This window comes from Tamlana flava, assembly GCF_041287255.1.
Lineage (GTDB): Bacteria > Bacteroidota > Bacteroidia > Flavobacteriales > Flavobacteriaceae > Tamlana > Tamlana flava.
In genome coordinates this window covers 641,219-655,972 of record NZ_JBGGTX010000003.1, presented here as the reverse complement: position 1 = coordinate 655,972, position 14,754 = coordinate 641,219, and the positions used below count along the sequence as shown (strand labels likewise).

The 14,754-nt window shown below is 33.4% G+C and carries 14 protein-coding genes; 6 read left to right on the top strand and 8 right to left on the bottom strand.

What is annotated here, in order from left to right:
* Position 1: 1 nt before the first annotated feature.
* The 5 genes from ACB104_RS12030 to ACB104_RS12010 form a co-directional block, all read right to left on the bottom strand.
* Entirely contained in the window at positions 2-1,540 is a 1,539-nt protein-coding gene (locus ACB104_RS12030) for a tetratricopeptide repeat protein (protein ID WP_370479009.1), read from the bottom strand.
* Positions 1,541-1,564: 24 nt separating this feature from the next.
* Entirely contained in the window at positions 1,565-2,329 is a 765-nt protein-coding gene (locus ACB104_RS12025; RefSeq protein ID WP_370479007.1) for an LTA synthase family protein, read from the bottom strand.
* An 11-nt stretch (positions 2,330-2,340) separates the two neighbouring features.
* A complete protein-coding gene (locus ACB104_RS12020) occupies positions 2,341-3,144 on the bottom strand; it encodes a DUF3108 domain-containing protein (protein ID WP_370479006.1) in 804 nt (267 codons plus the stop codon).
* Between the two features lie 44 nt (positions 3,145-3,188).
* A complete protein-coding gene (locus tag ACB104_RS12015; protein ID WP_370479004.1) occupies positions 3,189-3,716 on the bottom strand; it encodes a hypothetical protein in 528 nt (175 codons plus the stop codon).
* 122 nt (positions 3,717-3,838) lie between these two features.
* Entirely contained in the window at positions 3,839-5,305 is a 1,467-nt protein-coding gene (locus tag ACB104_RS12010; protein ID WP_370479003.1) for a LamG-like jellyroll fold domain-containing protein, read from the bottom strand.
* Between the two features lie 358 nt (positions 5,306-5,663).
* Between ACB104_RS12010 and glgP the strand changes: the two genes are divergently transcribed.
* On the top strand, positions 5,664-7,304 hold the full coding sequence (glgP, locus tag ACB104_RS12005; protein WP_370479001.1) for an alpha-glucan family phosphorylase: 1,641 nt from the start codon (positions 5,664-5,666) through the stop codon (positions 7,302-7,304).
* A gap of 161 nt (positions 7,305-7,465) precedes the next feature.
* Here glgP and ACB104_RS12000 read toward each other — a convergent pair whose 3' ends face one another.
* The gene (locus tag ACB104_RS12000; protein ID WP_370479000.1) at positions 7,466-8,272 is read right to left on the bottom strand and encodes an HAD family hydrolase; all 807 of its coding nucleotides are present in this window, start codon (positions 8,270-8,272) and stop codon (positions 7,466-7,468) included.
* A gap of 160 nt (positions 8,273-8,432) precedes the next feature.
* On the opposite strand from ACB104_RS12000, the gene ACB104_RS11995 reads away from it, so the two are divergent.
* The 4 genes from ACB104_RS11995 to ACB104_RS11980 all read left to right on the top strand — a co-directional run bounded on the left by ACB104_RS11995 (position 8,433) and on the right by ACB104_RS11980 (position 12,577).
* Positions 8,433-9,437: a LacI family DNA-binding transcriptional regulator gene (locus ACB104_RS11995; protein ID WP_370478998.1), complete on the top strand. Its 1,005-nt coding sequence runs from the start codon at positions 8,433-8,435 to the stop codon at positions 9,435-9,437.
* Between the two features lie 356 nt (positions 9,438-9,793).
* Positions 9,794-9,937 carry a hypothetical protein gene (locus ACB104_RS11990; protein ID WP_370478996.1) on the top strand — a complete coding sequence of 48 codons (144 nt, stop codon included), beginning with the start codon at positions 9,794-9,796 and terminating at the stop codon, positions 9,935-9,937.
* A 170-nt stretch (positions 9,938-10,107) separates the two neighbouring features.
* Positions 10,108-11,892, top strand: coding sequence for a tetratricopeptide repeat-containing sensor histidine kinase (locus tag ACB104_RS11985; protein ID WP_370478995.1), 1,785 nt, complete (start codon positions 10,108-10,110; stop codon positions 11,890-11,892).
* A gap of 10 nt (positions 11,893-11,902) precedes the next feature.
* The gene (locus tag ACB104_RS11980; protein ID WP_370478993.1) at positions 11,903-12,577 is read left to right on the top strand and encodes a response regulator; all 675 of its coding nucleotides are present in this window, start codon (positions 11,903-11,905) and stop codon (positions 12,575-12,577) included.
* A gap of 260 nt (positions 12,578-12,837) precedes the next feature.
* On the opposite strand, the gene ACB104_RS11975 is transcribed toward ACB104_RS11980, so the two are convergent.
* A complete protein-coding gene (locus tag ACB104_RS11975) occupies positions 12,838-13,341 on the bottom strand; it encodes a DUF456 domain-containing protein (RefSeq protein ID WP_370478991.1) in 504 nt (167 codons plus the stop codon).
* A gap of 120 nt (positions 13,342-13,461) precedes the next feature.
* On the opposite strand from ACB104_RS11975, the gene ACB104_RS11970 reads away from it, so the two are divergent.
* A complete protein-coding gene (locus ACB104_RS11970) occupies positions 13,462-13,938 on the top strand; it encodes an energy transducer TonB (protein ID WP_370478990.1) in 477 nt (158 codons plus the stop codon).
* Between the two features lie 3 nt (positions 13,939-13,941).
* Here the strand turns inward: ACB104_RS11970 and ACB104_RS11965 are convergent, their stop codons facing one another.
* On the bottom strand, positions 13,942-14,676 hold the full coding sequence (locus ACB104_RS11965; protein ID WP_370478988.1) for a Bax inhibitor-1/YccA family protein: 735 nt from the start codon (positions 14,674-14,676) through the stop codon (positions 13,942-13,944).
* Positions 14,677-14,754: the final 78 nt, after the last annotated feature.

Sequence of the window (14,754 nt, the reverse complement as noted above, 5' to 3'; positions counted from 1 at the left end):
TTTAATTATTCTCAATGTTAAAATAGGTTGCTATTAGTCTATCACAGGTCTCACATTTTGGTTGGTTCTCTTTTATTAGGTTTAGTTTATTAATGGCATCTTCTGGTTTATGGTTGAAAATATCGTAAATGGCACTCTGCAAAAAAAGGAGATAGTTATCACTGTCATTTTGCATGAAACGACGCGCCTTGTTTAAATAAAATCCTTCGAGTATAATTTCCGTACCTTTTAAAAAATTAACATGTGCTTTTAAACGAAGCAATTCAAAATTATTCGGGTTTATTTTTTCGGCTTCTTCCATATAGAATTGTACTTTTTCCATTTGGTCCTTTGAAGAATAAAGTTTAATAAGATTAATATAGTCTGATAATTCTCTAAGCAATTGATTATTAATTCTTTCTAAAAGCAGATTCTCGTAATCGCTATTTCTATCAAATATTTTATACATGAACAATAAATTGGAATAAACCTCATTCGGGTTAAACATGGTTTTGGGGGCATTTTCTGGAAAAACTTCAAAGGCCTTCTTATAATAATCAATAGTTAAATCTCTTTTATCTAGACAAAAATTTATAAAACCGAGACACTTGTTCAAGGTATATTCATTAAGTCTTTCATTTTTGAATGATTGTTGAAGCCAATTTTCTAATTCTTTGATTTCTTTTATTTCCGATGGGTTAAAATAAAAAACAGGTGGATTTTTTTCATTATAATTAGAAACTAAGATTTTTAGAAAGAGATTAAAAAAGTTAGTTAGTTTATCTATTTTTTCTTCTACCTCTTTATTCTTAATTTTCCCATAATAACTTTTTATGGATGTCCAATCAATTAACTCTTTGTAATATGTTTGCTTTAATTCTGTTAAAACCATAGGGTCGTCTAGTTTTGGCCGTAATTCAAACATTTTTTCTACAGCGTTAACAAGTATCAAGGAAAAAATTGGAACCTCTGGCTGGGGGTTATTGGCGTTAAGCGAGTTGATATTAATGGATTTTACTTTATTATAGTTTCCAATCGAAAAAAGATGAAGGGTATAAGTTGAAAAAGCATTCATTTCGTTGGGATTTAAGGAGAGTGCTTTTTCAGCATCTTCAATAAATCCATCTTTACCTAATTTAAATCTTAATATACTCCGATTGCCAAAATAACGAGCCGAATCATTTTCAAAGAAATGAACATCGATATTTTTTAATGCTTTATTGAAAAACTTGTTGGCATTGTCTTGTTCTTTAATATTCTCATAATAATTCCCAATTTTAGAAAGTAGGTGAAAATTCAGGGAATCTCTTGATAAGGAATCTTTCAGGGTTTCCAGATATTCAGGGGTTGAGGGGTGCTCATGTTCTATATCATCTAGAGAAGGATACAAGTCTCCTACAGATAAACTGAATGAGAACTCTCCTCCAATTTCAAACAGCTCCTCTATGCAACCCAAAAAGTCTTTCCTATCCCTTTCAATTAAATCTTTATTTAAACGATATGTTTGACCAATTGATGGGATGGTAATTAAGGATAATATAAAAATCACTATAGTTTTCATTAATTTCAATTTAAATGGATTTATTTACATCATCGAAAAGATATTTAAATAAAGAAAAAAACAACTAACAACTAAAGTAGCAATGTTAAGTGCCTTCCAAAATTTATCGAGTATTTTATGAAGACTTATTCCGCTTAAAATAATAGCAAAAGCATAAAATATAATAGATAGTACGGTTGTGTCGTATCTCCCTTGAAGAAAATCGGGAAAGTAATTTTTGAAAATATCAACTGCTTCTGGCTGTGATGTCCCAATAGAAGCATCATATACCCATAACCCAAATATTGAAAACGGAATTAGCAAGCACGCTAAACTAATAGTAGTAATTAACTTTAGTTGATTTTGAGTGAATATTTTTTTATAATTAGTTTCTTCTTTTTTTGCATCAAACCAATTATTGGATGTTTTATTAAAGAGTAAAAGGATTATGACCGATTGAGCTATTAACATAACGGAAGATGTAATAAACCCCATGACATTAACCACTCTTAATTCAATCAATAAAGGAAAATAAGAGTAAAAGAAATTAAGAACAATACCTAGAATGCACAAAACCAATAATGTAATTCTTGCCCAATTCTTTCCTTGTCCAACTTTAAAGGCCAGAAGACCCATGAGAAAAATTTTAGTTATGAAGGCTAAAATTGGAGAAACCCTAATTAAACCAGTGCTGAATATTAAATCAAGACCTATAAACTCTAAGTTTGCATCAAAAAAAGTAAACCCTATTGTTGCAGCAAAAAGGTATATGTAGATTAGGTATACCGCAAATCTTACTTTTTTAGGCATCTTTTTAGTTTTTATTTCTCAAATATTATGGGAAACGGATGTTTCAATCCTTTTCTTTCAACAATTTCCGCTCTTAACGAACCAACGGCCAAATCGGCCTTTATTTTTAGTGGGATTTTATTTTTATCCGCGCTTACCCAAAGGGTTAAACTTTCTTGTTCCTTAAAAACTCTACCAGCAGAAACGTAAGGGCGGAACCTTAATGATTTTATTTTCCCAAATTTTGTTTTTATGGTCTCTCTTCCTAGAAATTTTAATTGAAATTTGAAATTTTCTTCATCAAAGAACATATTCAAGGCCACCATATGTCCTTCTTTTATAGTTTCTGTATCGTAATTATTGCGCAAATAGTAAAATGCGGATAACATATCCTGAACATTTTTCTCGATGGAATATGTTTCAAGAACATTATGTTTTTTGTTGTTAACATGGGCCTTTTTATTGGCATGGTCAAATTCAATCTCGATATCTTTGGTATGCCCGCCTTCATCAATTTGTCTAATAAATTTATAAGGCAATCCTGTTTCTTTATCCAAATAACTTTCATACCTATCCCTTACCTTAAAAAACAACCAACTTATTGGTCCAGTTGTTTTGCCATGGCCTACAACATGGTAAACAGGTTTATCTTTATATTTTGCGTTTTTTACCTCTAAGGTGGCTTCTCCGGCTTTAAGCCATCCACTATAGCTCATTTTAAGTTTAATCCATTCGCCTTCTTGAAATGATTTTTGACTTTGCGAAAAAGCATTTTGCAAACAAAGAACTATAACCCAAATGAAAAGAATTTTAAAGAATTTAAATGTTGCTTTCATATTGATAATGGTTATTTAAAGTGGAGTGCGAATGGTTAAAATGATTAATACATACTTAGTCCTATTTCAAATTTACCTTCAGTTATTTGGGTTTGTTTGGTTTCACATTTCTCTGTTGCGACAAACTCAAAAGTGCCTTTAAAAACACTGTTGAAGGAAGTGAGTTCAATTTTGCCAGAAACGATGTTTTGATATTCATCGTTGCAAAATGGTGGGGAATAATAATAGTAGTCAATTGTAGAGTCAAAAATTCCTCCTCGATACACATAATATTCTACATAGTTTTCAACGCCGTCAAAGTTATAAACTCCTGGGCCGCTAGTTGGATTAAAATATATTTTAAAAGAGTGTGTTAGGTCTGAATCCACATTATCTGCTGCAAGTCCTGATATTTCATAGTTATCGCCTTTATCTCTCAAGGACACAACTTTCCAAGTTATTAACTGCACGTCGATATAAGCCGACATTGTATTTTGACGTTCCTCAACTTCATTTGAGTTGTCACTACTACAATCTAAAAAGGCGATTGCGCAAATAATAAATGCAAGATAAATTATGCGTTTTGTTTTCATATATTTTAATATTAGGTTGAAGATTGAGGGTATTGCAACCATTATACTCAAAGATACATTGCAACTATTGTTGAGCTATCCGAGATTATCCCGTATAGAGAATATTGGACATTGTTTTTGATTTATAATTCTTTTTCTTTGAGATACTCTTCGGCAGATTTGGCAATGGTTTCGGCATCTAAAACACCTTCATAGATATTAAATGTGTCAATGGCGCCCTTCAAGGTTTCCTCCCATCTATTCCCTGATTTAAACAAATAAGCCTGATCGTTACTTAAATTACTAATATTATTGGATTTTTGACGGAGATTAAATTGTGTGCCCATTAACTTACCATCTACATAATATTTTAATATTTCGTTGTCAAAGGTTGTCACAACATGATGATATTTATCATCCTGAATTGAGATGCCTATTAACTCGGTTCTTGTTTCCCAAGGTCTTACAGTAGTGATGCAGCTAATTCCAGTATAGCTGAGATTATTATTATCTACACATTGATTAATATAATTTATTCCGCGGCTTGCTCGATTAGACCCAAAATAAGAAATTGTTTGGCCCCACCTTCCCTTTGGTATTAAAACAAAAGCTTCCAATGTTACTGAAGAATATTCATTGATATTAATTTTATTAGCTGGGAGAACTACATATTCCCCTTCTTCATCGGCAATAAATAACCCATCCCCAATCATACCATTACCTACAAGCATACCATTTGCATTATTTATTAAGTCATTAGCTGTGCCATCTTCAAAGGTGTATGAATGTTTTAGTACAGGTTTGGTTGTTTGGGCTTCGTGATTATTTGTCAAATAGTCTTCAAGGTTTTTTTTATAAGTATCAAGCTTTTTTGCAGAATTGGCTATCATTTTATCATTCAGGATGCCTTCATAGATATTAAAAGTCTCAATCGCACCTAACCAAGTTTGGTCTTGCAAGTAGCCTGATTTACATAGATAAGCAAATTTGTTACTTAAGTTTTTAATAATATTATCCTTGTTTTCTGATGGTAATTCACTAACTAGTTTCCCATCAAGATAAAATTTAAGTTCGTGGTTGTCAAAGGTTGTGACGATATGATGAAATTGATCATCCGATAAGAGTTTTTCAGTAATATCACTTGCTGTTTCCCAAGGAAGTTCATAATTTTTGCATGAAATGCTAGTACCGCTAGTTAAATTATTTACTAAAGTTTGACATATATAATCTGCTCCATATTCACCTCTTGTATTTCCAAAGTATGAAAGCATTGTAAATGCGCCATTGCCTTTTCCTGCAATTACATAGGCCTCCAAAGTAATAGCGGAATATTCGTTAATCTTTATTTTATCTGCTGGAAATTCTAAATAATCCCCTTCTTCATCGGTAATAAATAAACCATGTGTAATCTCGCTATTGCCTTTAATGGTTCCATGAGCTTCACCCACAACATCTTTAGCGGTACCATCTTCAAATGTATAAGAGTGTTTTAATACCGGTTCCTTCCATTTTATTTGACTGGCCATGCTCAAATAGGAAACTACGCCAAATGTTATTAGCGTTGAAGCAATAATCCATAGGAAATAGTGATTTTTATTTACATGGAACATAGGATAACCTTGTTAAGTTCATTTTTAACTTGAACGCCTTCAACGAGACTGAGAGAGGATAGCATAACTTTTCTTTAAACTAATTCTTTTCACCTAAATTAGGAAAAACCGGTTTAAGAGCGTTATTACAATCTTAAAAATACAAAAAAAGAGGATAATGAAAAGTTAACCCGAAAAGTTAAAGTGATCATTCAGGTTTTCTTCTGATTTTAGTCATAAAATAATTAAGACAAGTATTCTAAAGCAAATTTATATACGTTATAAATTACTTTTTTAAGCTTAATTAAGTGTTGAAATTCCACAAGCGCATAACAGTTTTTGCTACATTTAAGCAGTAAAATTTTTATTGTAAAAACTTATGGACACCCAATATAATAAATGGTATCATCCTTATGAATCAGCTAAAGAATATAATAAACGTGTAGCCTATTTTAGTATGGAATTTGGCATACACCAATCCTTTAACATCTATTCTGGAGGCTTGGGGTTTTTGGCAGGATCGCACATGCGTTCAGGTTATGAGCTCAAGCAAAATATGATTGGCATTGGCATGCTTTGGAAGTATGGCTATTACGACCAAGCCAGAAACGAAGACCAAACACTTAAAGCGGAATTCAACGAAAAACATTTTGATTTTTTGGAAGACACAGGTGTTGAGGTAGAAATTAAACTGCACGATAATCCGCATGTTAAGGTTCGAGCTTTTGTTTTAAAACCTGAGGTTTTTGGCACTGTGCCCATGTATTTTTTGACCACGGATGTTGAGGGCAACGACCATTTATCGAGAACCATCACCAATCATTTGTACGACCAAAATCAAGTGACTCGTGTTTCCCAAAGTATCGTGCTGGGCATTGGCGGCGCAAAAGTAGTTGAAGCTTTAGGTGGCGCAGAAACCTATCATTTAAACGAAGGCCATGCTTTGCCAGCCTTTTATTATTTAAGGGATAGGGGAGTTACAAAAGACCAAATGGTTTTTACAACGCATACTCCAGAAAAAGCGGGAAATGAAGAACGCGATGCAAGACATTTAAACCGATGTGGTTTTTTTGGAAGAACGCTTTCCAACGAAGAATTGGAAAAGGAAATGGTAAATGGCGGAATGATTAATTATACGGTTTCTGCCTTAAGAATGAGTAAAAAGGCCAATGGCGTTTCAAAATTGCATGCCAAGGTAGCAAATGACATGTGGAAGGATTATTACGGAGTTAGCCAAATCATACCGATTACCAATGCCCAGAATCAAAAGTTTTGGCAAGATGAAAGCGTAAAGCAAGCATGGATTCATAAAGATAAAAAAGGCTATAAATGGCGAAAGACTGAATTAAAGAATGAGCTATTTCAAGAGGTTTATAACCAAACAGGAAAGTCGTTTAACCCTAATGTTTTAACCATTGTTTGGGCAAGACGATTTGCTGCCTATAAAAGAGCCGATTTGTTGTTGCATGATTTTGATCGTTTTAAAAGATTGATTTCCAATCAACAATATCCCGTGCAGATTATTTGGGCCGGAAAACCTTATCCGTTCGATTATGGAGCCATTGATGTGTTTAACCATTTGGTGTATAATTCTAAAGCCGAACCAAATTTGGCGGTGCTTATTGGTTATGAAATAGATTTATCAAAAAAATTAAAATGTGGCTCCGATGTTTGGTTGAATACACCACGAATTACACGGGAGGCCTCAGGCACTAGCGGAATGACTGCTGCAATGAACGGTTCGGTAAATGTTTCAACAAACGATGGTTGGATACCCGAATTTCAAAAGGACGGAGAAAATTGTTTCGTTTTACCCGAATTGGACCATAATATGCCAACCTGGGACCAAGATAAATTGGATACAGAGCATTTATATAATATTTTGGAAAATAAGGTGCTTCCAACTTATTACGACAATCCAGATAAATGGCAAAACATTGTATTTAATGCCATGGATGGCGTAATTCCGGAATTTACAACAGCAAGAATGGCTGATGAATATTATAAAAAGCTGTTTTAAAGAGGGCTGTTTTTTTTACTTATGTAACAAATGTTACTTAACAGGAGAGATTTAAGTTGTAATTATGAACGTTTAGTTCTCCATAAGAATTAAGGCGGTTAATAGCTAACAGGCGTATATGCTTATATACGCCTTTTCTTTTTCAAATTACTAAACCCGTTTTATAAACCGTGGTTCAATAATTTGTCCAAAATAGTTTCAACGCCTTCTTCGGCATTACTTTTTGTTATAAAGCGTGCAGTTTTTTTAACGTCATCATGTCCGTTTTCCATGGCATAGCTAAAATAAGCGAGTTCTAGCATTTCTAGATCATTGTTGTAATCGCCAAAAACCATGGTTTCTTCTTTTGTAACCCCAAGTTTTTGTTGAAGAATGTTTAAAGCATAGCCTTTATTGGCTTCGGCATGCGAAATGTCCAACCAGTTTTCACCAGAAACAATAACCTGTAAATCCGTTCTTAAAGCTTTAGCTATGGGCAAAATATGTTTTTCAGAAGACTCGTAATGAAAAACGGCTATTTTTAAAAAATCGTCATCATCAACTTTGGTTAAATCATCAACTATGGCATACTCTTTATAATACTTGCTGAATCTTGAGATAAAATCTTCAGAACTAGTTTCAATATAGGCTCTTTTTCTTCCGCACAACACAATGTAGGCGTCTTCAACCATTCGTAACAATGAGACAGACCTTTGCACATTTTCCGAGGTTAATTTCAACAGAATGTGCTCTTCGTTGTTGTATTTCATGATGCCCCCATTCTCTGCAATTATTGATATGTCGTCTTTTATAGAATGAAGTTTGTCTAAAATACTTTGGTATTGACGCCCGCTTGCAGCAATAAAATGAATGTTTTTTTCCTTCAAAGCGTTAAACTGATTAAAAAATCGGGTGCTGACCTCACTTTCTCGGTTCAGTAAGGTGCCATCCATGTCTGATACTACAAGCTTTACTTTTGAAAAATCCATATATTTGATTGAAGGGCAAAAGTACTATTCTTTGGCTAATTAAGATGTTAGCTAAATATTAATTTTTATGTCACGTGTGCTTTGGGCAACTAATTTTAACTTAGAGTTTTTGCAAAAGTAATTTTGTAAATTGCGTAACTTTAATTTTATAGGTTAACGTATGGTTACTTTAAAACAATTGGCGAAAGAATTGAATGTTTCCATTTCAACGGTTTCTAAGGCGTTGAACAATAGTGAGGAAATAGGCGAAGACACCATAAGACGTGTAAAAGAGCTCGCCGAGCAACATAATTACACGCCCAATAAAGTTGCGTTAAGCTTAAAGCAAAATAAAACAAAAACTATTGGGGTTATTATTCCCAATATTCTAAACCGATTTTTGGCAAAAGTGCTTTTTGGTATTGAACGTGAAGCAAATAAGCTTGGTTACAATATTATTACATGTATTTCTAACGAGTCTTTGGAGAAGGAAAAGGAAAGTTTAAAATTATTGGCTAACGGAAGCGTTGATGGTTTTATTTTGTCTGTTGCGGCCGAGACACAGGTTAAAAAGGAAATAGAGCATTTTAAAAACACCATAAAACAAGGGCTGCCTATAGTCATGTTTGACCGCGTAGCACACGATGTAATGTGTGATAAAGTGATTGTTGATGATTTTGATGCAACCTACAATGCCACCAGAAGTTTATTGAATGACAACAGAAAACAAATTGCTTTTATTAGCAATATTGATGATCTTAGTGTGGGCAAGCTTAGGGAGCGCGGCTATAACAAGGCCATATTGGAAAGCAGAACTCAGCAGCCATTGGTCTTGAAAATTAAGAGTAAAGACGACCATCAGAAGAAAATAAAATCATTTTTAAAGAAGAATAAAAGTATTGATGCCATAATTGCTGCAGACAGTTCCTCTGGCGTTATAACTATTAATGCAGCCATTAACCTCGGTTACAAAGTACCTAAAGATATATCGGTAATCGCATTTGCGAGCAAGTCAGAATCAAACCATACACTTCCTAAACTAACTACCATTCGTCAGCATGCCAAAGAGATTGGAGCAAGTGCCGCCCAAATGCTCATAAATAGAATACAAAATCCGACGAATGGAGACGATGTAAAGACAAAAATTGTTAAAACAAGCTTGATAAAAGACAAATCAACACGGTAAATCTTTCTTTGAAAATCGCGCTTTATTGCATTTCGTCGATAAAAAAGGGTGCATTTCATCGAATATTTACCCATTTATCGAAAAAAATTAGAGTTATTAACAACTGTTAGCTTATTTTAGCACTATATAGTCGGGCGACCCAATTTCCCTAAGTCCAGCTTTATAATTTAATCCATTCAGACTTTTTAAGTCAATCCCTCAAAATTTATTTATCGAATCGTTCTGCACATTTTTGTGTTTTCGATTTTAAGTTAATTATCCATTTTTTCCCTCATGCCAGATTTTATTTTTTAAAGTCTTGGCTAACAATTTTTATTTGAAAAGAGAAAAACTGTTTAACCTTAAAATCGAATTATATGAAATCCCTAAAAATTACAGTATTAGTAGCCGTTATTTTTGCGTCACTAGTATCTTGTACAAAACAAGATTTAACTGAAGATGATGTTTTAATTACTCCAGAAGTTTTAACTCCTATTACTGGTGGTGCGGTTGATGAATAATAATAATAAAAAAGTTTTTACCTACATAACCTCTTTACTAATATAGTAAAGAGGTTTTTTATTGATTTAAATTGAAAAATTATAAATACATTTGAGAAATAGCCAATTTTACTATTTTCTTGAGATTTTTAATTTTTAAAATACTTTTCCTTTCTTGTTTCACTTCAGTAATGGCTCAAAGTGAAACTAATTTAGCTTTAATAGATTCCATTCATAAAAATGTACTATTAAAAAAGAGCCAGGACTCAACAACTGTTGCTAATGCCTATTATGCCTTAGGAGAGTTGTACAGATTTAGTTTCTCTGCAGACAGTGCTTACTATTACTACCACAAGGCCCAAAAGTACTATGAAAGAAAAAATGATAATTATAAACTAGCTAGAACCTTATACGGTATTGCTGTTGTTCAAAAAAATGAAAAAGATCTTACTGGCAGTGAATTAACTTCTGTAAGAGCTATGTCTTTGCTTGAACCTTTAAAAGAAACGGAATCGGTAATTGAGACAAAGGCATTTATTTATAATAATTTGGGTATTGTTTTTGGTGAATTGGAGCAATATGAGGAATCTATATCCTACTATGAACGGGCCCTTACCATAAAAGAAAAGATGAAAGGAGATAATAAGTTAAGTATAGATATCTCCAAAAATAACTTGGCCCTTTCCTACAAAAAATCTGGTGCTTATGATTTGGCGTTAGAGTATTATGGTCAAATTTTAAATAATCAGGATTTGATTGATACGAGACCAGATTTCTATGCTTTGGTCTTGGATAACTACGCCCACACTAAATTTTTAAATCAGGATTTTGGCGAGTTGCCTAATTTGTTTTTTAAGGCCTTAAAAGTTTCAGACAGTATAAATCCAGGAGGGTATAATTCCATTAGTATTAACCAACACCTTGCTGAATACTACAAATACAAAAACGATATTACTGCTGCAAAACACTATGCCTATCAAGCAAAAGATATAGCAGAGAATTTTCATAAAGATGAATTGTTGAGTTCCTTATTATTGCTCTCCAAAATAGATGAAGGTGAAAAGGCGGCAGACCATTTAAAAGCTTATATCAAGCTTAACGATAGTTTACAAAAAAATGAGCGGGCCATAAGAAATAAGTTTGCCAGAATTCGTTTCGAAACCAGCCAAATTGAAAAGGAGAACATTCAAATTGCAAAAGAACGCATGTGGCTATTGATAATTTCAGTTGTCATCATCATAGCTTCGATATTATTATATCTGGTTATTGCGCAAAGGAATAAAAACAAGGAATTACAATTTATTCAGCAACAGCAAGAAACCAACGAAGAAATCTACAATTTAATGCTATCGCAAAACGAGAGCATTGAAGAGGCTAGGGCATTAGAGAAAAAACGAATATCGGAAGAGCTGCATGATGGCGTTCTGGGTAGATTATTTGGCACACGATTGAGTTTGGATAGTTTGAACATGAATAATAGTACAGAAGCGGTAAAAACCAGAGGTCAATACATTGCAGAATTAAAAACGATAGAGGAAGACATCAGGAAAGTGTCGCACGAATTGAACACCGATTTTGTTTCAGGTTCTGGGTTTATTGATATTATTAAAACCTTGGTTGAAACGCAGACCTTGGCATATAATCTCACTTATAAATTAGAGCATGATGATGATATAAACTGGGATGCTGTAACCAATAAAAAGAAGATTCATATTTATAGAATAATACAAGAAACGCTTCATAATATCTATAAACACGCCCAAGCCAATCATGTTATTATTAGTTTTAAACTAAAAAATAATGTAATTTGCCTCTCAATAACCGATGATGGTTCGGGGTTTGATGTTAACAAAGCAAAATCTGGCATTGGTTTAAAGAACATAAACTCGCGAATAAATGAGATAAGCGGAACCCTTAAAATAACTTCAGAAAAAGAGGTTGGAACTACAGTAATTATCGAGGCACCAATACCCTAACGCCAAAATTATGACTGAAAAAATAAAAATACTAATGATTGATGACCACCCAATGATTATTGAAGGTTATCAAAACACACTACTTTTTACAAAAAAGGATACTCAAGAATTAAACATTGATATAGCCAATAATTGTGATGAGGCTGTAAAATTAATGGATTTGTCCGTTAAAAATGAAAGGCCTTACAACGTATTGTTTGTAGATATAAGTTTGCCCCCTTCAAAGGACGGCTCTATGAGTTCTGGTGAAGACTTGTCTGAATATGCAAGAAAGATTTTACCAAAAGCAAAGATTATTATTTTAACGATGTTCAATGAGTCGTTTAGAATTCATAATATTATTAAAACCATTGATCCAGAAGGTTTTTTAATTAAGAGCGATTTAACATCCAGTGAACTTGCTAGTGCATTTCAGGCTGTACTTAATAATCCGCCTTTTTATAGTGGAACAGTGAATAGCCATATAAGAAAAACAATTACTAGCGACATTGTTATTGATGACAAAAACAGAAAAATTCTTCACTTATTGTCGCAAGGGGTAAAAACCAAAAACTTGGCATCTCATCTTGATATTTCGTTGAGTGCCATTGAAAAAAGAAAAAAGCAGCTTAGGGAAATTTTTGAAGTACAAGATGGACAAGATGAAACCCTCCTTGATGAAGCACGAAAGAAAGGATTTGTGTAGACTTAGTATTACAAAAAATGTTAAAATTTAATTTACCTAAAAAAATCCGTATTTTTTTAAGCTTCGAAATCCGTTGCTATTTCTAGGGTTTGTACCATACCCGTAAAAACGTTACGGGTTTTCCGCAGTTCAAAAAGAATAGTTATAAATATCTTTGTGCTATCAACACTTATAAAAATTAATTAATCCCTCAATTTTTTTGTTGATAATAGCAATTTACAAGCCCTGTGGAGGTGAGAGACCCACAGGGTTTCTTCATTTTATAAATGGAATAATGTTGCTCTGTAATCCCATACAATGCCCATATAAAGGCCTAGATAAATAGCAGCCACAACAAATTTTATAAAGGTTGAGGTTAAAAACCCAATGAATGAACCAAATGCTGCTCTCGTTGCAGTTTTAGAATCACTTTTGTTTATAAGTTCACCAAGGAGTGCACCAACAAAAGGTCCAATTATTATTCCTTCCGGTATAGGGGCAATTAACCCAACAATTAGTCCAATTGTGGTGCCAATCATACCATATCTCGTGCCACCAAAGCGTTTGGTGCCGATGGCTGGGATAATATAATCGAGCAGCCAAATAAATAATGCGATGGCAAGCGTTATAATTAAGAACGACTTATCCATGGGGATGGAGTCAGTAAAATGAACAACCAATAGGCCAACCCAGCTTGTTAAAGGGCCAGGAAGTACAGGTAAAAAGCTACCAATTATCCCTAAAACCATAATGAAGAGTGCAATAATTATTAAAAATATGTCCATAAAAGAGTTTGAGATGTTCATTTTATAGGACTAAAAATTGAACTTAATGTTACAAATTCATACTTTATGTGGATTGAACATTTAGAATAAAATTGTACTTTTCGGTTTCAGTTGTAATTTATGAAGATATTTTTGGTTTGGATATGTGTTTTTATGCTCTATTCTTGCGAGTATTTTAATGCGAAAAAAACATCTCCCGAAGCCATTTTGAACGAAGAACTGCAAACCTTCAATTGGAACGATGTTGATGAATATCCCAGCTTTTCAGTCTGTGAATCTTCCATTTCAAAAACCGAAAAGCAAGCGTGTTTTCAGTACACATTGACCAATCACATTACCAATTATCTAAAAAAGGAAAAGATTGTTGTGACCCAAGATATTAATGATACGGTAATCCTTCAGTTTCACATATCAAAACAAGGGGATTTATCTTTATTGAAAGCTGATATAGATTCCCTTACCAAACAGGAAATTCCAGAAATAAAAGGGTTGATCCAAAAAAGTTTGGATTCGCTGCCGAGAATTTTTCCAGCTATAAAACGCGGACAGCAAGTTACAACTGAGTTTAATTTGCCCATTATAATTCATGTAGAATAACGACTAAAACTTTATGGCCAGTTTTCGCATAAGTCTTAAAATTTCGACATAAAGCCAAACTAGAGTTACCAAAAGTCCCCAAGTGGCAATCCATTCTTTGTATTTGGGCGATTTGTTTTTGTGGCGTTCTATATAATCAAAATCCAAAAGCAATGATAGTGCTGCAAAAATCAAGGCCACAACATTAAAAACAATGGCTGGCCAAGACGTGCCCCAAATGAAGACTTTTATACCGAAAAAGCCCAAAATCCATGAGATAAGGTAAATTATAAAAATACTTGCCGCAACAGTAATAATAACGTTTCGTAATTTTTTAGTCACTACAATAATTCGGGTTTGGTAAAGTAACAGCATAACAAAAAACGTAACAACCGTAATGCCGATGGCCTGATAGGGTAAATCAGGAAATTGTGCGTGTGCATAAATACTAATACTGCCTAGAAAAAGGCCTTTTGCAATGGTATAAAGTGGCACCAAAATATGTGCCCAATGTTGTCGTACGGAAATGACAATGCTAATGATAATAGCCGTCAACATGCCACCCATAGAATACCATTTTATATCTGCACCTTGATTATATAGCCGCCAAACACCGAACGATATAATAACCATAATCAATATGGAAAGCATCGATTTCATAAAAATGCCAGTAACCGTCATTGTTTTTTGGGATGTATTTCTTTCTCCAAAAAAATAATTGTTAAAAGCAGGGTTCGTGGTTTTGTCTAACAGGTTCATAGGTGTAAATCTAGAAAATTTAAGGTGAATAATGTTTATGAGAATGTTTTGAGATTAAGTCTTACATTAATTTGCAAC